At 58.7% G+C, this 17,941-nt stretch carries 13 protein-coding genes, 1 pseudogene and 1 other annotated feature; of the genes and pseudogenes, 10 read left to right on the top strand and 4 right to left on the bottom strand.

Going from position 1 to position 17,941, the window contains the following annotated elements; translation table 11 throughout:
* Positions 1 to 870 (bottom strand): DUF932 domain-containing protein (locus tag H8S47_RS07005; RefSeq protein ID WP_187503186.1); only part of this gene is annotated, 870 nt, incomplete at its 3' end.
* A gap of 501 nt (positions 871 to 1,371) precedes the next feature.
* On the opposite strand from H8S47_RS07005, the gene H8S47_RS07000 reads away from it, so the two are divergent.
* Positions 1,372 to 1,980, top strand: a complete 609-nt coding sequence (locus H8S47_RS07000; protein WP_187503185.1) for a type IV toxin-antitoxin system AbiEi family antitoxin domain-containing protein — start codon at positions 1,372 to 1,374, stop codon at positions 1,978 to 1,980.
* Entirely contained in the window at positions 1,977 to 2,891 is a 915-nt protein-coding gene (locus tag H8S47_RS06995) for a nucleotidyl transferase AbiEii/AbiGii toxin family protein (protein ID WP_187503184.1), read from the top strand. The genes H8S47_RS07000 and H8S47_RS06995 overlap by 4 nt, the downstream gene beginning before the upstream one ends.
* Positions 2,892 to 2,904: 13 nt before the next feature.
* Here the strand turns inward: H8S47_RS06995 and H8S47_RS06990 are convergent.
* Positions 2,905 to 3,929: pseudogene (locus H8S47_RS06990) on the bottom strand (IS3 family transposase); the annotation flags it as partial.
* Positions 3,529 to 3,645, bottom strand: a sequence feature (AL1L pseudoknot). It overlaps the preceding pseudogene by 117 nt.
* Before the next feature lie 1,085 nt (positions 3,930 to 5,014).
* Between H8S47_RS06990 and H8S47_RS06985 the strand changes: the two are divergent.
* The 6 genes from H8S47_RS06985 (at position 5,015) to H8S47_RS06960 (ending at position 13,626) form a co-directional block, all read left to right on the top strand.
* On the top strand, positions 5,015 to 6,337 hold the full coding sequence (locus tag H8S47_RS06985; protein WP_187503183.1) for an MFS transporter: 1,323 nt from the start codon (positions 5,015 to 5,017) through the stop codon (positions 6,335 to 6,337).
* Positions 6,338 to 6,462: 125 nt separating this feature from the next.
* Entirely contained in the window at positions 6,463 to 7,461 is a 999-nt protein-coding gene (locus H8S47_RS06980) for an ROK family protein (RefSeq protein WP_214654985.1), read from the top strand.
* 102 nt (positions 7,462 to 7,563) lie between these two features.
* The gene (locus H8S47_RS06975; protein ID WP_187503181.1) at positions 7,564 to 10,578 is read left to right on the top strand and encodes a TonB-dependent receptor plug domain-containing protein; all 3,015 of its coding nucleotides are present in this window, start codon (positions 7,564 to 7,566) and stop codon (positions 10,576 to 10,578) included.
* Between the two features lie 106 nt (positions 10,579 to 10,684).
* Positions 10,685 to 11,644: a glycerophosphodiester phosphodiesterase family protein gene (locus H8S47_RS06970; RefSeq protein ID WP_187503180.1), complete on the top strand. Its 960-nt coding sequence runs from the start codon at positions 10,685 to 10,687 to the stop codon at positions 11,642 to 11,644.
* A gap of 8 nt (positions 11,645 to 11,652) precedes the next feature.
* Positions 11,653 to 12,543 (top strand): glycerophosphodiester phosphodiesterase family protein, encoded by an 891-nt coding sequence (locus tag H8S47_RS06965; protein ID WP_187503179.1) that lies wholly within the window; start codon positions 11,653 to 11,655, stop codon positions 12,541 to 12,543.
* Positions 12,544 to 12,963: 420 nt separating this feature from the next.
* The gene (locus H8S47_RS06960) at positions 12,964 to 13,626 is read left to right on the top strand and encodes a recombinase family protein (RefSeq protein ID WP_187503178.1); all 663 of its coding nucleotides are present in this window, start codon (positions 12,964 to 12,966) and stop codon (positions 13,624 to 13,626) included.
* A 550-nt stretch (positions 13,627 to 14,176) separates the two neighbouring features.
* Here H8S47_RS06960 and H8S47_RS06955 read toward each other — a convergent pair.
* The gene (locus H8S47_RS06955; protein ID WP_187503177.1) at positions 14,177 to 14,800 is read right to left on the bottom strand and encodes a TetR/AcrR family transcriptional regulator C-terminal domain-containing protein; all 624 of its coding nucleotides are present in this window, start codon (positions 14,798 to 14,800) and stop codon (positions 14,177 to 14,179) included.
* Positions 14,801 to 14,853: 53 nt separating this feature from the next.
* On the opposite strand from H8S47_RS06955, the gene H8S47_RS06950 reads away from it, so the two are divergent.
* A complete protein-coding gene (locus H8S47_RS06950; RefSeq protein ID WP_187503176.1) occupies positions 14,854 to 16,308 on the top strand; it encodes an FAD-dependent oxidoreductase in 1,455 nt (484 codons plus the stop codon).
* 216 nt (positions 16,309 to 16,524) lie between these two features.
* On the opposite strand, the gene H8S47_RS06945 is transcribed toward H8S47_RS06950, so the two are convergent.
* Complete coding sequence (locus tag H8S47_RS06945; protein ID WP_235982670.1) at positions 16,525 to 16,968, bottom strand: winged helix-turn-helix transcriptional regulator; 444 nt, start codon at positions 16,966 to 16,968, stop codon at positions 16,525 to 16,527.
* 99 nt (positions 16,969 to 17,067) lie between these two features.
* Between H8S47_RS06945 and H8S47_RS06940 the strand changes: the two genes are divergently transcribed.
* Entirely contained in the window at positions 17,068 to 17,826 is a 759-nt protein-coding gene (locus tag H8S47_RS06940) for an SDR family oxidoreductase (RefSeq protein WP_187503175.1), read from the top strand.
* Positions 17,827 to 17,941: the final 115 nt, after the last annotated feature.

The following is a 17,941-nucleotide window of genomic DNA, read 5'->3' as shown; positions in this document are numbered from 1 at the left end:
GCGCTGGTGTGCCGCGCCCCCCCCCCCCACCCCCGCCTTCAATCGCTGCATCCCCTCGGCCAGCGTCCACAGCGCGCGGTTGAGCGTCACATTCTGATCGATGCCGTTGATCGCGCGGGTCTGGGCGCGGCGGATACGGCCCTCGGCGGTGCGCCTGCGGCCCTGCAATCCGCCACGAACCACATTCTCCTGAATGACGTTGAACGTGCTCCACAGGCTGCGGCCGACATCTTCGCGGCGACGCGGCGCGATGATCTGCTCGGGGCGCAGTGGAGCCTCGTCCTCGCCGTAGCGGGCAACAAGGCTCACCTCGCCGAGCAAGCGCTGTTCGGCCTCGGAAAGCTGGGTCGCCTTCATCTGCTCGGACGCATCGATCAGGCGCGGGAAATCTTCGGCGACGGTGAACACGCCTTCGATGATATCGTCCTGAATGTTGCCTTTGTGCGGAACGCGGACTTCCTCGAAGCGCTCGCCGGCAATCATGCTGTTGGTGCAGACGAACCGCAGCATGCCCGCGAACATCTGATAGGCGGAGGTTCCGTCATGGCTGTTGACGATAATGACCTCAGCAGCCTCGGGCTTCCCTATACCGTCATCCCGGCGCAGGCGCAGCATATGCTTGGCGTGGCCGTGTCGGGAGCCGTCGCGGGGAACCGACTGTACCGCGAAGAACGGGAGCCATCCCTCGCGCCGTAGGCCCTCCACGATATCGATCGTGGGCACATAGACGTAGCGGTCCGATCGGCTGTCATGCGCCTCACGGGCGAAGATCGAGGGAACGTGGCGATAGAGCGCCTCATTGTCGAGCGGCTCCCGGCCGCTGATCTGGTGGGCGTTGCGGCCGAAACGAGTGGCAAGTTGGTGATGCATGGTCCTTCCTTTCCGTGCTGGGGTTCAGCGCAGCTGCTGCACGCGCCTGAACCCCTGCCCGTCGGCGAGACCGGGGGTGCAAACGGAGGGGCGGCTTCGCGGGGAACCGGCTGCACGGAGCGAAGCGGAGGAAGCTGGGCGGAAGACGATCCGAAGGGCGCCTGGGGCAGAGCCCCAAGCAGCCGCGCCGCTCGCGGCGCCACAGAAACGCACCCTTGCCGCGCCCTCCGGGCAGAGCAAGAGTGCAACGCGGTCATCAAAACGCGCGCACCCTGACCGGCTTCGCCAGAAGCTGGCAGTGTGCGCTCTGTTGATTCCGCGTGCCATCCGGGTCGTTGCGGGGGCAGGCCCCGCAGAAGGGGTACGGCCAGACCTCGGCTAGCCGTCAGGGGAAAGCATTCCCCACGCGTCAGTGGCTAAGGACGAGCCATGGCGCGGCCGACGAAATGATACAAAGTCTTGGTCATTGCATGTAAATACCGAGGACTTATATCAGGCCGCATGGAAATGACGACCCATCGAGAACGGGCCCTGCAGGTCGTCCGTCACCGCGGCATCGCACGCGGCCGCGATTTCGACGCGGTCGGCGTCACGCGGGCAACCCTGCAAAGGCTGCGGGATGAAGGCGTCCTCCAGCAGGTCGGCCGCGGACTCTACAAGCTGGCCGATGCTGACGTCGACAGTGCGGCGAGCCTGGCCGAGGCCGTACGCATCCAGCCTCGCGGAATCATCTGCCTGCTCTCCGCGCTGCAGTTCCACGAGCTGACCACGCAGACCCCCCATGCGGTATGGATGATGCTCGGCCAAAAGAACTGGGCACCGGTCAACCCGTCGGTGGCGCTCAAGATCGTCCGGGCGAGCGGCGAAGGGCTGACAGCGGGCGTGGAGACACACCTCATCGACGGCGTTCCCGTGCCCATCACCGTGCCGGCCAAGACCGTCGCCGACTGCTTCAAGCACCGTAATAAGATCGGTATCGACGTGGCGGTCGAGGCTCTGCGCGATTTCATGAAGTCCCGGCCCCGGCCGGACCTCAATGCGATCTACCGTTATGCCCAGCTCGATCGGGTCCAATCGGTGATCCGGCCCTATCTCGAAGCGATGACATGAGCCGGCCGCCGAAGAACATGGCAATCTCGGTGCGCGACCGGCTGACGGCGCGCGCCCGCGAACGCCGGGAAAACGCACAGCTGCTGATGACGCGCTACGTCATCGAGCGCCTCCTCTTTCGTCTCAGCATGTCGCCACACCGCGAGCGGTTCGTACTCAAGGGCGCGATGCTGTTCAGCCTGTGGGCGGCCGCCCCCTATCGCGCCACTGGCGACCTCGATCTGCTCGGCACCGGCGAGAACGCGCCCGAGCAGCTCGCAGCGGTTTTTCAAGAAATCCTTGGCGTCGGAGTCGATGACGACGGTATCGTGTTCCGGGCCGAAACCTTGCGCGCAGCCGCAGCCCGCGCCGAGGATGAATATGCCGGCGTCCGGATCGACTTCGTCGCCGAACTCGCCGGCGCACGGCTGCCGATGCACGTCGATATCGGCTTTGGCGACGCGATCACGCCGGGCGCTGTCGAGATCGAATATCCGTCGCTGCTCGGCCAGCCCACCGCGCATCTTCGGGCCTATCCGCCCGAGACGGTCGTGGCCGAGAAATTCCAGGCAATGGTCGCGCTCGGCATGCTGAACACGCGTCTGAAGGATTTCTACGACATCTGGGCGATCGCTGGATCGTTCGCGTTCGATGGCGCCGTGCTGTCCCGCGCCATCCAGGCCACCTTCGATCGCCGCCAAACCCCGTTGCCCGTCGAGACGCCCCCGGCGCTCACGCCCGCCTTCGCCGACGAGAAGCAGGCCCAATGGACAGCGTTCCTGCGGCGGACCGAAATCGCGCTGGCGCCCGAGCCGTTCGCCGCGATCCAGGCGCAAATCTCGACGCTGGTGATGCCGCCGGTGCTGGCGCTCGGCCAAGGCACCGCCTTGGCCAGCGACTGGCCCATGGGCGGTCCCTGGAAGGAGAGGTAACGACATGCACGTCGATAGCGTTGTCGTAGCTGTCGCCGACACTGCCGACCGACGGTTCGATGCCGGCCTCGGCAAGGCGCTCGGTGTACTTGATAGACACGTATTGCGACCCACGGTCGCTATGATGGATCAGGCCACCCCGATGGGTCGGACGGCGATCGTGAAGCGCCCGTTCGAGCGCATCCAGAACGAAGCTTGCGTGCGCGGTCCTGCTGGCGCGCCAGCCTACGATCCGTCTGGCGTAGGTGTCGATGACGAAGGCGACGTAGACGAACCCTGCCCAGGTCGCGACATAGGTGAAGTCCGACACCCAAAGCCTGTTCGGCGCTGGCGCGAAGAACTGGCGGTTGACGTGATCGCGCGGGCACGGCGCCGCCTTGTCGCTGATGGTCGTACGCACCGGCTTGCCCCGGATCACGCCTGCCAAGCCCATCTCATGCATCAGCCGTTCGACGGTGCAACGGGCGATTACGAAGCCCTCCCGCATCATCTGCCGCCATACCTTCCGCACGCCGTAGACCGCGAAGTTCTCCGCGAACACGCGAGCGATCTCGGGCTTGAGGATCAGATCCTCACGCGCCCGTGCCGACAGACGCGATGGATCCTGTCGCTGCGCGACGTGCTCGTAGTAGGTGGATGGGGCGATCGGCAGGACACGGCAGATCGGCTCGACCCCATAGGCATCGCGGTGATCGTCAATGAAAGCGATCATCTCCGGAACGGGCGGTCGAGCTCCGCCTGCGCGAAATATGCCGATGCCTTGCGCAGAATCTCGTTGGCTTGCCGCAGTTCACGGACCTCGCGCTCCAGCGCCTTCACCTTGTCCGCCACCTCGGTCGGGACACCACCGCGCTTGCCGCTGTCGACCTCGGCCTTCTTCACCCACTCATGTAGCGTCTGCGGAACGCAGCCGATCTTCTCGGCAATCGATACCACGGTCGCCCATCTGGACGGATAGTCCCGCTCGTGATCGAAAACCATCCGTACCGCCCGTTCGCGGACTTCTGGCGCAAACTTGTTCGTCGTCTTGCTCGTCATGGCTCCACCTTCTCAGGAGTTGGAGCCTCGGACAAACCCGGGGCGGTTCAGTCCGAGGCGCGACGGACTCGAACGCTGGATAAGCTGCCTTTCGAAATATGGCCCTGACAGAAATGGCGGCCAACACCGGCCATTTTTCGCCAAGCGTCGCTTATGACCAAGAATTTGCGCTCGATCTCAACCGGCATGAGTCATGTCGTTTTCGGTCATTCAGAGAGGGATTGGCCGTCGCCTAACCTCAGTCTAGGTCGACGTGTCAACGGAGTGGCGGACTAGCGGCTCTGGTTCAGCAACGTACAACAGGCCTACCGGATGGGAGCAATACAACCCAGCCCGGGTATCGGGGCATCTGTCTGACCTGATGCTTTCAGTTGCCGTTTAGCGCCAATGCAGCCGAGCGAAGGGCAAAAACGCGGTCACATGCTTCCGGCGCGAGGTCACCCCAGGAAAACGCCGATCGATACTGCGCGGCGTCACGCCAAATTCGTGCCGCGAGCGCTGTGAGTTGCTGCGTCGTGGGGGGCGAACCTGTCGACACGCACTCGATCAATTCCTCAGGCACAGCAAGACTCAGGCTCTTCACGATGACAACTCCTATTGCGGATCGTCATTGGCCCGTAGCCGTGTCAGTGCCATTACAATTCTCTCTGCTCGTCGCTCGTATGGCGGCGTTTGCCTCCATTTCAGTTGAGTAGGAAACCGGAAGCCATGTGTGGCTTGAGGCCGATCGAAGCCCCCAACGATGAGCGAGGTTCGGCTCGGGCCGCAAAGCCACCAGAAAGTTACGCTTATGTGACATGAGTGCCTTCTAACCTGCGCCACTGTGCAGGAAAAGACTGAGGCGCGACCCGCTATTCCCAAAACTCGATAGCCAAACGGAAAAGCCGGAAGGCGGTCGCGAAACGGCGAAAAGCGGCAGCCAACCAATTGGCGTTCGGATGGCGATCTGCGGAAGTCGCTGACCATTCACGCATGAAGCTCTCAACTCCGGAGCAGTTTCCCGCCGCGTCACGCAATTGTCACGGGAAACCTCCATAGATTGCTATTCAAGGTGAATATTCGCCACCTAGGAAGCAAAAAGCTTTGTGACATCTGATTCAAGCCGAAGCGGCCTGATCTCCTTCGGGAGCGGACAGCTTTCTCGATCTGTTTTGTGGTGTGCCACTGACATGCTGATCGCGTACCATTTGGTCGAGCGAGTTGGTTTTTCGGGGCGCATTGCCGGATCAATCATGTTTGTCACTTTTGCGCTAAGCGCGCTTCCAGACGTTTTCGTCGCCCATTGGCTGGTGCGCAGAAGCTTCCCTGCAGAGGCCGCTCTTCGCCTTCAAAGCATTTTCGGGGTCTTGGCGGCATTGACCGGAATTGCAATGTTTTGGCCTCCCCCAGCGGAATGGCACAACAAAATCATCTATGTGTGTATATCATCAATCGCGTTTCGGATGAGTTACGCAATCTACGATGTAAGTCAAAATAGCTTGATATCTTTGCTGCCGAAGACCCCGTATGATGTTCGTCGCTTTGTGACCAGCAAGACGCTAGCATCTTCAGTGGGTCGCCTGTTTGCCTCAGTGCTTGTAGGCTTGGCTTTGACTTCGAGAACAAGCCCATTGATCGATGCAGGGATCATGGCCCTTATCGCTCTGTTGGTCATCCCGACGTGCGTAGGACTTTCCCGTGTAACGGTAGTGGCGGGTCCCGCACAGGGGACGCAGGCAGCATTCCGATGGTCCACGCTCCCGTTCCGACGCTTGGCTATTCCGATTGTTGCCATAACGTTCCAGGTCGGCTTTCTCGGGCTGATAAGCCGGTTGCTTCCGTTATATGGGCATGGCGAGGCAGGGTATGCCGAAAGCTCGGCGCTTCTTATGGCAATGGTTTGCGGAACCATCATCGGACCACCTCTTGCCCACTCGATTGGCGCTCATGGGAATGGACGGCCGATCCTGCTGGCGACGATGCTCCCCGCTGGCGCAATGCTCACCGGCATCGCGCTTGTCGTTCCACATGGCGTTTTCGTCAGCGTGTCACTCGCCATCCTCTATGGCGTAACGTTGTCCGGCATTACAAACCTGATATGGGAGCGGGCGGCGCTTGTGGCCACGGAACATGCCACTGCCACGACGATCAGGATTGACGGGCCGGTGTTCGCGTTACTGACCACAGCCATCAAGCTGGCAATTGCGGGGAGCAACGTGACCTTCGGATTCGTGCTAGAAGGCTTTAGGGCCGGTACGGCAATCAGCATCCTGACGATTATGTTCGTAGTCGTGGCCGGTGGCGTCGGCACAGCGATGACCTTAGTCCCGCTGGACGTTTGGCTTCCCAGCGCCCTACGAAAAGGTAAAAGACCGCGCTCTCCTGAAACGCCTGACCTGCGTACCGCCTCCGGATCACAAAACAGATGAGACAACGTGAAAAACCGGACATTGTACTTTCGAGCGACCAAAAGCGTATAGTCTGGCACATCCGAACTACCGGGCCTGCATCACGATCGAAGATCGCGACGGACCTGAACATGCACAATGCGTCCATGACGAGGCTCGCGCGCGAACTCGTCATCTTGGGATGCCTCGAAGAGCTCGACGACCACATTGCCGGCAGAGGCCGTCCATCGGTGCCGCTGACATTGAGCGGGCGGGCCGGCTACTCCGCGGGAGCGATGGCCCATCCCGGGTGGATTGAGCTTGTCCTGCTGGATTTCTCGGGAAAGGTGCTTGCAAGACATGCTGAACCGTTCACCAGCCCGCGTCCGAAGGACTTCGCCGAACTCGTAAGCCTGAGACTGAGGGAGCTCTCCTCGTCCACCGAAATCATGCGCCTCAAGTTTCTCGGATTGGGTATTGCGATCCCGGGAAATGCGGCCGACGCTTCCTCATACTGGACGGTCGAGTGGCTGGAGGGGTGGAGAAATATCAGATACCCTGACTTCTTCGAGGACTATCTCAATTTTCCCGTGTGGGTCGAGAACGAGTCTACTCTGGCCGGACTAGCGGACTTTTACGACCATGGCCTCATGTTGTCGTGCAGCTCCGCCATTTCCATTTTCATTGGTCACGGTGTGGGCGGTAGCATCATCTACCGACACAATGTAATCAGTGGCGAGTACGGTAACGCCGGAGACATCGGCCGCCTGTTTCCCGCCATGAACGAGCCAAGACCATCCGGCATTGACCTCGTCCGGGATCTCAACGCCGCCGGCGCAAACCTTCAATCTTTGTTTGACGTATCGAAATATGTCGACTCGCATGCCGATATTATTGCGAACTGGACGGCCCGTGCTTCAAAACAGCTCCTTACCCTCGTTGAGAGTGGGGCTGCCTGGATCGATCCGGGTGCAATCGTCGTCACTGGATCGATTCCAGTGATGATCCTTGACGCAATTGCGCAGGAGATGCGGCAATCTCAATGGATCTTTGGCGCGGCGCCCAAGCGAACTCCAGCCATATATGCGAGCCGACTTGGCAGCTGGGCCATGCCAATCGGTGCGGCCATGCTCCCTATTCACAATGTCATGGCGATCCGAGACTGACTACGTCGAATTTTATCGCGACCCTTATTTCAGCTTTAATAATTAAGTTTGTCACATTGCACGCTCAACGAGCCTTCGAACGCCAATCAGCGGGGGGGTACGATGAAGCGAATTTTGATTGTTAGTACGGGCATTGCGACTATCTGGACGTGCGCTGCACAAGCGCAGTCGGTTCCTGCCGCAAAAGACACCCTGCCAACTGGCGCTACGCAGGCCGCTACGGTGTCGGGCCCAAGAGACAACCAGCCGCAGCCCGACAGCAACATCGGAGCTGGGTCAACTGACATGCAAAGCTCTGCTGGCGACGGCGACATCGTGGTGACGGGCTCCCGCATCGCGCGACCGGAACTGCAATCCGCCATGCCGGTCTCGGTTATTCGAGCAGAGGAGGCAAAGACCTTCGCACGCACGACCGTCTACGATGCGTTGCTGCTCACGCCTGCGGTGGGACCGGGAGTCGGCGAGACCAATTCAGGCGGCCAGGTTTTCGATCAGGGTGTTGCAAACATCAATCTGCGCAATCTCGGCACCAACCGATCGTTGGTGCTCGTTGATGGCAAAAGGTGGGTTTCCGGAGGAGCTCGCACCTCGGCGGTCGATCTAAACACGATCCCCACTGCCCTCATCGACCGATACGAAATCGTGACGGGCGGCGCCGCAGCAATCTACGGCGCGGACGCCGTAAGCGGCGCAGTCAATATCATCATGAAAAAGAAGCTTTCGGGCGTTGAGTTGTCCGTGACCAATGGCATTTCCGAACGAGGCGATGGGCGTCAGACCAACGCGACATTGGCTACCGGCTTCGCCTTCGGGGGCGATCGCGGCCATGTTGTGATCGGCGGAGAGTATAACGACACGACGCCCATCGAAAACCTGTCTCGTTACCCCAAACGCATATCCTATTATCCCAACCCTGCGAGCAAGGGGCCGAATGACGGGATACCGGACAATATTCTAAACAAAGATACACGAAATTTTAGCCGTGCGGCCGTGCCTACGTTTTGCCTTCCGGCAGGTGCAGGCTGCCAGCAGTGGTATCAGGTAATCAACGACGTGGTCACGGCGGTGCCGCAGGATAGCTATCGCCCGGTAATTACGGGCCCCATCGGCACACAAGAAGGGGGCACAGATACAGGTAGCACTAGCTTCGAAAACGTCCTTCTGCGCGCGAAGTCGCAGCGCGCGGCCGCATATACAAACCTGTCCTACGAGCTGACGCCGGCCGTCACGTGGAACGGAACGTTCAGCTATGCCCATACCTACACTGAGGCAACGCCGGTCTGGCCGGCCAATCGCTCAGACAGTCGGGCCTCCTGGTGGGCCGGAGCTGGCGGTGAGGTGGCAACACTCAACAACCCTTATCTACCGTCTTCTTTGCGAGACTTCATGGTCGGCAATGGCTTGACATCAATTCCCCTAGCGCGGACATATCTCAATCTGCCGAGGTCCTACGAGATTCACAAGCGTGACAACTTCACCCTTGGCACGGACCTGAGCGCCAAGCTGACGGACAAATTCACACTTCAAGGATTTGTCCGCTACGGGCAGGTCGTTGACAATATCACGACCACGAACATGATCGTGAAGGATAACTGGCTTGCCGGCCGGAACTCCATGCGAGATGCAAGTGGTCAGATCGTGTGTTCTGATCCGGCTGCGCGAGCTGCTGGGTGCGTTCCGATTGATTTTGTCTCGACGGAGCCGTTTAGTCAAGCGGCCCTCAACTACATCGAGCGTGACCGGTATGATAGGACGAAGAATTCTCTCCTGAATGCGGGTGGGAGCGTATCGGGTAGCGCCTTTAGCTTGCCGTACGGCGATCTCTCGTTTGCCGCTGGACTTGAGTGGCGCCGCGAAAAACTGAGTACGCGAGACGATCCCGATACAGCTAAACTGAACAGCATCATCTGGGCCGGTGGCCTCGATTATCAGCTTCATCCTGCGCTGGACGCCAAGCGGGATACGAGCGAGCTGTTCGCGGAAACACTCATCCCTGTCCTTGCGGACCTGCCGTTTGCAAAGCGGGTCGAGGTCGAAGGCGCTTACCGGTATTCGCACTACTCGGATAATCCGGATACGCACACATGGAAGGCAGGCGCAACTTGGGAGCCCTTCAGTGGACTGACCCTACGAGGGGTCTACTCACACTCGGTCCGTGTTCCAAATTTCGGCGAGTTGTTCTCACCGCTTTCCAGCGTCACGTTTGGAGGTATCGACGACCCCTGCCAAACAGGTCTCATTGCTCAGAATACCAACAGGGCTGCAAATTGTGCCGCTTTAGTTAAGGGCGTTGCCTTACCATTGCCGCGCCCGAATCTTTCTCAACCGGTGATCGTGAGTGGTGGCAACCCAAACCTCACCCCCGAAAGGTCGAACAGCTACACACTTGGAGCTGTGTTTCAGCCGAAGGTCATTCGTGGCCTCGACGCAACGGTCGACTACTTTAACATTAAGATCGACAACGTCATAACGGCTTTGCCATATCTGACTTTGCTAAATAACTGTGTCGACTCGCCCGGCGGGCCGGATCAGTCATTTTGCCAGTTCATAACGCGTGATGCCCGCGGGGAAGTCACGTCCGTTCGCTCGCAGTTCGCTAATCTCGCAAAACGTAGCAGCCAAGGCATCGATGTTGGTATCAATTATCGAAAAAGCCTTGGCCGTGGCATTTTAAGCAACCGTTTGAGTGGTACATACTTACTCGACCAAACCATCGTTTCGGCCGTGGGTAGGCCGGGCGTTGATTATGCTGGAGAATGGGACTTCCCAAAAATTCGGGGAACACTGTTTTCAGATTACACAATCGGAATGTTTAGTATCGGATTACTCACGCGTTTTATTGGTCGATCCACGTATGACGTGACAGCGGCATCGAATGAAACCTTTGATGTTTCACATATTCCTGCTTTCGTCTACAATGACGTCACACTATCGTTCCGCCCTTCCAAACGTCATAGTATATCCGTTGGCGTCAAAAACATAAGCGATGCGCAGGTGCCTTTGATACTCCGCGGCAATACTGTTAGCCCAAATTCGCCTAGCTTTCGTCAGGACGGCGGAGCAAATTACGATGCAATTGGTCGCTACTTCTTCGTCAGAGTTGGCGCAAACTTCTGACTTAGTCTCCTAACTGTGCGCCTTCGGCGTGTGCATCAGATTGATGGGTCGCGTCGCTCGCAGATGCGACCCAAGCCGCCATCGCAGCGACAAGGAATATCAAACCATGATTGACCGAAAGACGGTTATCGTCACGGGACTAGCTGCTTTGTGGTCAGGCTTAGCTTCGGGGGGCGCTACGGCGCAGGCGATTCCCGAGGCGGCATCGGCAAGGCCATACGTCATCGTTCTTGCGCACCGCGCCTGCTGGGGAGCAGCTCCTGAGGTTTCGGTTTCGGCAATTCGACAATGCCTCGTAATCGGAGCCGATCAGGTCGAAATCGATGTGCGCGAGAGCAAGGACGGCGTGCTCGTTCTTATGCACGACGAAACAGTGGATCGGACGACGAATGGTAGCGGACGGGTCGCCGATCTGACCGCGCAGCAAATCCGATCGCTTCGCCTGAAGCGTGGAGCTGGCGGCCCCGATGCCAACCTGACGGAAGAGCATGTGCCCACGCTCGACGAGGGGCTTGTCGCCGCGCGCGGCAAACTGCTGGTGAACCTCCATCTAAAAGCGGCTCCGGAAACAAAAGTCGCGGCGTCGGTCCGCCGCCTTGGCATGGAAGGAAAAGTCACAACCTGGGTGACCTCCAGCTCGAATGACCCGAAGCTTCTCAGTTCGCCGCTATTAGGCGTCGTCAGCATCATACCTACCATAAACGAGTGTGGCGCCGGTTACCCCGCCCCGTGTTGGACCCAGCCGATCAGCTCGCTCAACACGTTCGCATCAGTTCGCCCTGCAGCCTTCTTCCTCGACTACCGTCAGACACACGGCTTCATCAGATCGGTGAGTGACGCCAAGCGGCCCGTAGGAACACGTATTTTCGTTGAAACCCTCAACGGCGTTGATGCTCTCCCACAAGCGCAGCGTCACGAAGAGTGGGGCAAGCTGCTCGACATGGGTGTCAGCTACATCATGACGAACGAACCGGCCGACCTGATCGCGTTCCTCCGTACCGTTGAGTATCGCCCGGACCCTGCGGCGACCAATCCAACACTGCAATCCTTTGCGTCTCGCCCGTGACAAGGGCTGTGTTAACCGTAACCCAAGCGCTCTCTGCGGCAGGCGCGGCGCTTTTGTGGGCCTCGCTCCCGTCGTCGGCTATCGCTTTGGAACGCCCTCTGATCATTGCGCATCGGGGAGGGGCCGCATTGTTGCCGGAAAACACATTTCCCGCTTTCGACAATGCGATCAGCTTGGGCATCGACATGATCGAGTTCGACATGCAAGTCACGGCAGACGATCAGCTGATTGTTACGCATGATGGCACCGTAAACGCATCGTTCTGCGCCGCTGATCCCGCTTATGTGGGTAGTCTAGGATCGGTACGCGGAACCAGTCTCAAGGTTTTATTGAAGTTCGATTGTGGTGCCAAGCACCGCGACATCTATCCTAGCCAAAAGGCGGTTCTCGGCGCCCATATGCCTGCGCTGGACACCTTGCTCGCGCGGTACGCGCTCAAGAAGGTGTTGTTTTTTGGTGAAACGAAGATGCCGGGGATCGGAGAAGGCGAGGTTGATCCAGTCGCCTTCGCACAGCTGGTCGCTGCCGCGATTCGCAAATACGGCCTTGAGCGTCGTTTTGTTCTACAGTCATCAGATTATCGCACGATCGACGCGATGCATAGGATCGATCCGCATGTCCGCACCTGTCTCCTGACGCCGTGGCAGGCCAAAAGCGACTATCTGAAATTGGCGCGCAGGCATCATTCCTCTTGCATGTTGCTGAGGCTGCAAGATGCCGATGCTGAACAGGTCGCACGCTTACGCCGTGCCGGTATCCTAGTCTTTTCAGACGTTGTGGACGATGAACAGGGCTGGCGCGATTACCTAACCCGCGGCGTTGACGCTTTGTTTACGAACGACCCAGCGAGCCTAAAGCGATTTTTGCTTAGGCGCACGCAAACACAACTTACTCATTGAAAGAGGCACCGTCTCGATTGAGAACCGCGGTGAAGATGACGTGAGCCTTCGCGGAATCGAACCGCCAGTGAGATAGCTGACGTCTTTTGGTCGGCCCCGCTCCTTATGTACGGAGCTTTTCTCAAAATCCGTTCCCAAAATCATTTTCTCAACATTGCGCCGTCGAGATGGAGTTATGAGAAAGCCAAGGCTGCTCCGGTGGGTCGACCTCAATGAACCAAGAGTAAGGCACCATCGATCCTGGTCGAGGCCCCTCCCCTCCCCTGCCCTTCCGCTTCGACAGTCGTGCGAATGATCGAGATGCTGCCGGTACGATTTGAGCATGCCTTTCGCAGACCCCTCAATCGCTGGTACTTTATTACCGCCCTGAATGCGTAAAAAGGACTGGACTAATAAGTACCACATATACCAGACTGCGGCATGTTCATCCGAGCCTATCTTCGCGCATCTACCTCCGAACAAGACGCGTCGCGCGCCAGGAGTGCCCTCGACGTGTTTGCGACGGAGCACGGGCTTAGGATTGCGGCCCGTTATGTCGAAAACGAAAGTGGTGCCAAGCTTCACCGGCCCGAGCTGTTCCGCCTGCTATCGGATTGCGAGCCGGGAGACGTGCTCCTGGTAGAGCAGGTTGATCGGCTTTCTCGCCTGACCTCACCGGACTGGATCAAGCTGCGCAATCTGCTCGACACCAAGCAGGTCAGGATCGTCGCGCTCGACCTGCCGACGTCCTGGATCCTGACGGCACCGATCGATGAGTTCACCGGCCGAATGTTCGCAGCGATCAACGCCATGATGCTGGACGTACTCGCCGCGGTTGCCCGGAAGGACTATGAGGATCGCCGTCGTCGACAGGCCGAAGGCACTGCGAAAGCCAAGGCAGCGGGCCTTTATAAGGGACGCCCCGAGAACAAGACCCGCAACGCGGCGATCTCGAGTCTTCTCCGCGATGGCCGAAGCTGGCGCGATATAATGGATGCGACTGGGTGCAGTCGAACGCTGCTCGCCAAGATTGCTCGTGATCGCCGTCTACAGGCAGGGGCTGACGCAGCGATCCGGGCGGCTGAGTCAGTAGCGCATCGCTAATGTGTTCAGGCAGCCTCTAGACCCTTATAATGAGGTGTCCATTTTAGCTGCTACCGACCCTGATTGAACGGGTTTCGTGTACCAAAGCCCCTGCCCACTCAGGGTATACCCAAATTGACGATCAGTGTGACGTCTCGCCCGTTTTGGTGGGTGACGGAAAACCTCTAGATTTTGGTTTCCGCACAGTCAGACAAAGCGACAGGGTTTGTCGCATCTGCCGGCGCATAGGTTGGGGCAGCCCCGGTCGCCTGACTGCCGCCTGTCGACAATCATGTGTTTTGCGTCACCCAAGAATGACCTGTCATTACCATAACTCTGTCGAGATGACGCCATTTCGGAAAATGTCTTGGGAACGGTTTTTGGTAAAGCGGCTTACTGCGGGGGCAGCTCGCATTGGTCGGAGTTGTTTGCCGTTTCCAAGCTAGCTTTGATCCTGAGAGTAGGCTTCCCGCTCTTGATCATTGTTTAAAACTATAGGCCGTACAACCGTGCCGAATGTAAATCATGTTGGAAATGATGCGCGAAACCGGTTTTGGGAATGAAGTCCCCATTACCTGAATGGATGTGTATACAGGAGAGCGGTAAGTCCCGATGCAAACCGATTGTCAAAGCTATTTGTCAGGATGGCGTCCAGGTTCCTCGAGAGGTTAGGAAAGCGACCTTCGGTAGCGCCGAGGAACTGGCGACGTACAGAAGATCCTTCAGACTTTTCACTCCACCGTCTGTCAAAACCTTGCTCCTCGATTGTGAAACCAAGCACGTAGTAGACGAGGTTGAACATGGCATCGGTTGCTTCGCATGCATCAATCCCCTTTCGAAGCAGTGCGCCAAGCGCGATTTCGGCGACACCGAGCACGTTGTCGCCCATGACGTAGGTGCCCGCATATATGCGCGCACCATCCCGTCTCGACAGGAGTGCCGCACGTAATGCCCCCGCGAGCGAGCGGAGCACATCGTCTGGCGCGGCATTAACATTTACGTTTCTCAACACCGGCGCGATCAGCGCGTCTGCCATTTGCTCGAGCAGGTCCTGCTTGGAGGGGAAGTGCCAGTAAAGCGTCGGCGCCTGCACGTTCAGCGCTTTGGCCAACGCCCGCATTGTCAATCCGTCGCTGCCGACTTCATCGAGCAATACCAGCGCCGTTTGGATCACCACATTTTTATCAATCGCCATCTTGACTCTCTAACACGGTTAGACTCTCTAACAACGTTAGATTGGACTCCGAAATGATTAATGCAGACGTGATTGTTGTTGGCGGCGGGCCCGTTGGGTTATGGGCTGCCTGCGAGTTGAAGCTTGCCGGCCTCACAGTCATTTTGCTCGAACGACGCGACGTCTCTATGGCGCAGTCTCGAGCGCTCACGATGCACGGCCGCACGCTCGAAATGTTCGCGATGCGAGGGCTTGCCGAGCGCTTCCTTGCTAAAGGGCAGGCGATCTCCACGGGGCATTATGCGGCCTTGGACACTCGGCTGGACTTCTCCGCCTTCGACACGCGTTACCCTTTTACGCTGTTGCTGCCGCAGAGTCAGACCGAGGCGCTTATTGAGGAACATGCCCGCGAGTTGGGTGTGATCGTCCTGCGGGGACATGAAGTGACACGAATCACTGGTAGCGAGACGGAGGGCTATGGGGTGTTCGCGCAACACGAAGATAGCGAAGCCTCCTTTCACGCCCGAGCAGTGGTGGGCGCCGATGCGCGTCGCAGTATCGTACGGCAGACGGCTGGCATTGCGTTCGAAGGCCACCCCGCCACGCTGAGTATTATGATGGGCGATGTATCACTGCGCGGACTGGACGGACCACCCGTACGAATGGTGACCAACGCGCGTGGCGCCGTGACGATCGTGCCAGTCGGGAACGGTGGCACGATGCGCGTGATCGTTGTCGATCCGCAGCGCACCCACGTAGCTGTCGGTGAACCGCTGACGCTAGAGGAACTGTCGGCTTCCACACGGCATATCCTCGACGAGGATGTTCACTTTAGTGACCCGACTTGGCTTACCCGGTTTGGGGACGAGACCCGTCTTGCTGCGCGCTATCGCGAGGGCCGCCTTTTCCTCGTGGGCGATGCCGCGCATCTTCACTTCCCGGCGGGCGGACAAGGGATGAACGTCGGCTTGCAGGACGCCATGAACCTGGGGTGGAAGTTGGCCGCAGTGCTGAATGACAGGGCACCCCCTTCTTTGCTTGATAGCTACGAAGCGGAGCGCAGGCCGGTTGGCGCGCAGCTCGCCCGCAATACTGAGGCTCAAGGCGCCTTGATGACCCGATTTGATGCCGGGCATCTGGCGCTACGCGCTGAGATGTCCGACCTGCTGAAAGTACCGGAAATCAACCGCCGACTGGCGGGCGTCCTTTCCGGCTTTGACCTACGCTACCCGAGTGGGGGACTATTCGGGGATACGCCCGGCGCAGGCGAACGGGTGGCAGATCGTAACATTGTACTGCCGGATGAAACGACAACACGGATTTACGCGCTGCTAGCTGGGGGGACATGGTTGCACCTATCTTTTGGAGACAGCGCGCAGGTAGCTTTGCCCGGATGGCTGCAAGCTGGGGCCGTGCGTTATGTCACCGCCCGAACCCCTAAGTCGCAAGCGTCCCACGAACAAACGCAAGCCGTCCTTATCCGTCCAGATGGTTACGTTGCCGAGCAGCTACCAACCGCACCTCGCTAGGAGTGTAGCATCGCCGTTCCTGCCCATTCCGTCTATCCTCAAGGAACGCACGCGCAGCCGGTATTTGACGCTAACGAAGAAGCTGCTCGCTGCGCAAGGCAAGGGAATCGAGGAGGTTGGGTATCCCGCCACGCTCAACCTTAGTCCGGAAAGTGTCCGCTGATCGACGATGATAGGATACCGCTTCAGCCAAAGCGCCTGAAGCGGTATCCCGTGCTACCCATTTAATGCGTGCTGATCGAAGGCTGCTCGCGCCTTTTCAACTTCTACCAGATTATCGCTGGCCCAGATCCAGACCCCGCAGAACGCCGCACCAAGGGTCAGCCCCAGCTGTGTCAGTCGATACTCCACCTTGGGAGGGACGACCGGGTACACGGTGCGATTGACCAGTCCGTCGCGTTCCATGGCTCTCAGCGTTTGTGTCAGCATTTTCTGGCTGATGCCGCCGATCGCCTCGGCCAGCCGGCTGAACCGTAGCGTGCCGCTCTCGGTCAACGCTTCAACTACCATCATCGTCCACTTGTCTGCCACGCGCCCGATCAGTTCGGTCACCAAGGCCTCAATTCGCGGATCGATATCTGCAGGAGGTGTCGTTGCCACGTAGCGTTCGGCGGTCGCGATCTCGTCTGCGGTGAATTTGGCGGTGATCGTCACTGACAGTTTCCTAAAGGTAAGTATGGCAGAAAAAGGTGCCTTCTTCCCGAGCGTAACCATAAACTGCATTACCCCCCTCGGCAAACATGATGGCGGAACAACGCAATGAAACTGACGGGTCGAACGGTGCTGATTACCGGTGGAAGTAGCGGGATTGGATTGGAGTTAGCGGGAGCTTTGCTTGCGCGAGGCAATGTCGTGATCGTCACTGGACGCAGTGAATCGGCTCTCGAGGCCGCCAGACTTCGCCACCCTGGTCTGCATGCTTCGAAAAGCGATGTGGCCAATGAGAATAGTATTCTTGACCTATACCAGACGCTGACTACGCGCTTTCCGGCGCTAGACGTCTTGATTAACAACGCCGGCATCATGCGCGCCTTACGGCTCGGTGACGACCGGCCTCTGACGGACGTAACTCAAGAGGTAGATATTGACCTGAGTGGTCCGATCCGAATGGTACAGCAATTCCTGCCGCACTTGCGCACGCGATCCAACCCGATGATCGTCAACGTCTCGTCCGGGCTAGCATTCGTACCGTTCACGATCTCGCCTATCTATTCTGCCGCCAAGGCTGGGCTTCATGCCTATACACGGTGCTTGCGCGAGCAGCTCCGCAATACGCCGGTCAGGGTAGTGGAAGTAGCGCCGCCACTCACGGAGACGCCTCTTTTCGCGTCGGAGTTCAAGCAGCATATGCCAGGCCAGAGCGGGATGCCCGTGGACGTGCTCGTGCGGCACATAATCTCTGGGATCGAGGCAGGGCGCGATGAGGTTCGGCCTGGCCAAAGCAACGTCCTGAAAATAGCGAGCCGTCTCGCTCCGGGCTTCATCTTCAAGCAGTTAAGTAAGGTCGGAGCCACTTGAGATTGAGCGGCGGCTGGGCGTTGACGACTTCGTCGACGCCTGTCTGCAGTATCGCCATGTGACATGAAGTCGATAGGCAGTCGATGGAGTGGCATCACGGTTCGCCTGATGACGT

Origin of the sequence: Sphingomonas albertensis (genome assembly GCF_014358075.1) — a bacterium.
Taxonomy (GTDB): Bacteria; Pseudomonadota; Alphaproteobacteria; order Sphingomonadales; family Sphingomonadaceae; genus Sphingomonas; species Sphingomonas albertensis.
The sequence above is the reverse complement of the archived record's forward strand: the minus strand, read 5'-3'. Positions and strand labels throughout refer to the sequence as shown.

Bases quoted from the DNA above. Each gene is read 5' to 3' on its own strand.
- H8S47_RS06940 (WP_187503175.1), top strand. From the start codon at position 17,068: ATGAAACTGACGGGTCGAACGGTGCTGATTACCGGTGGAAGTAGCGGG.
- H8S47_RS06980 (WP_214654985.1), top strand. From the start codon at position 6,463: ATGACGAGGCTCGCGCGCGAACTCGTCATCTTGGGATGCCTCGAAGAG.
- H8S47_RS06955 (WP_187503177.1), bottom strand. From the start codon at position 14,800: ATGGCGATTGATAAAAATGTGGTGATCCAAACGGCGCTGGTATTGCTC.
- H8S47_RS06960 (WP_187503178.1), top strand. From the start codon at position 12,964: ATGTTCATCCGAGCCTATCTTCGCGCATCTACCTCCGAACAAGACGCG.
- H8S47_RS06950 (WP_187503176.1), top strand. From the start codon at position 14,854: ATGATTAATGCAGACGTGATTGTTGTTGGCGGCGGGCCCGTTGGGTTA.
- H8S47_RS06995 (WP_187503184.1), top strand. From the start codon at position 1,977: ATGAGCCGGCCGCCGAAGAACATGGCAATCTCGGTGCGCGACCGGCTG.
- H8S47_RS06970 (WP_187503180.1), top strand. From the start codon at position 10,685: ATGATTGACCGAAAGACGGTTATCGTCACGGGACTAGCTGCTTTGTGG.
- H8S47_RS06975 (WP_187503181.1), top strand. From the start codon at position 7,564: ATGAAGCGAATTTTGATTGTTAGTACGGGCATTGCGACTATCTGGACG.
- H8S47_RS07000 (WP_187503185.1), top strand. From the start codon at position 1,372: ATGGAAATGACGACCCATCGAGAACGGGCCCTGCAGGTCGTCCGTCAC.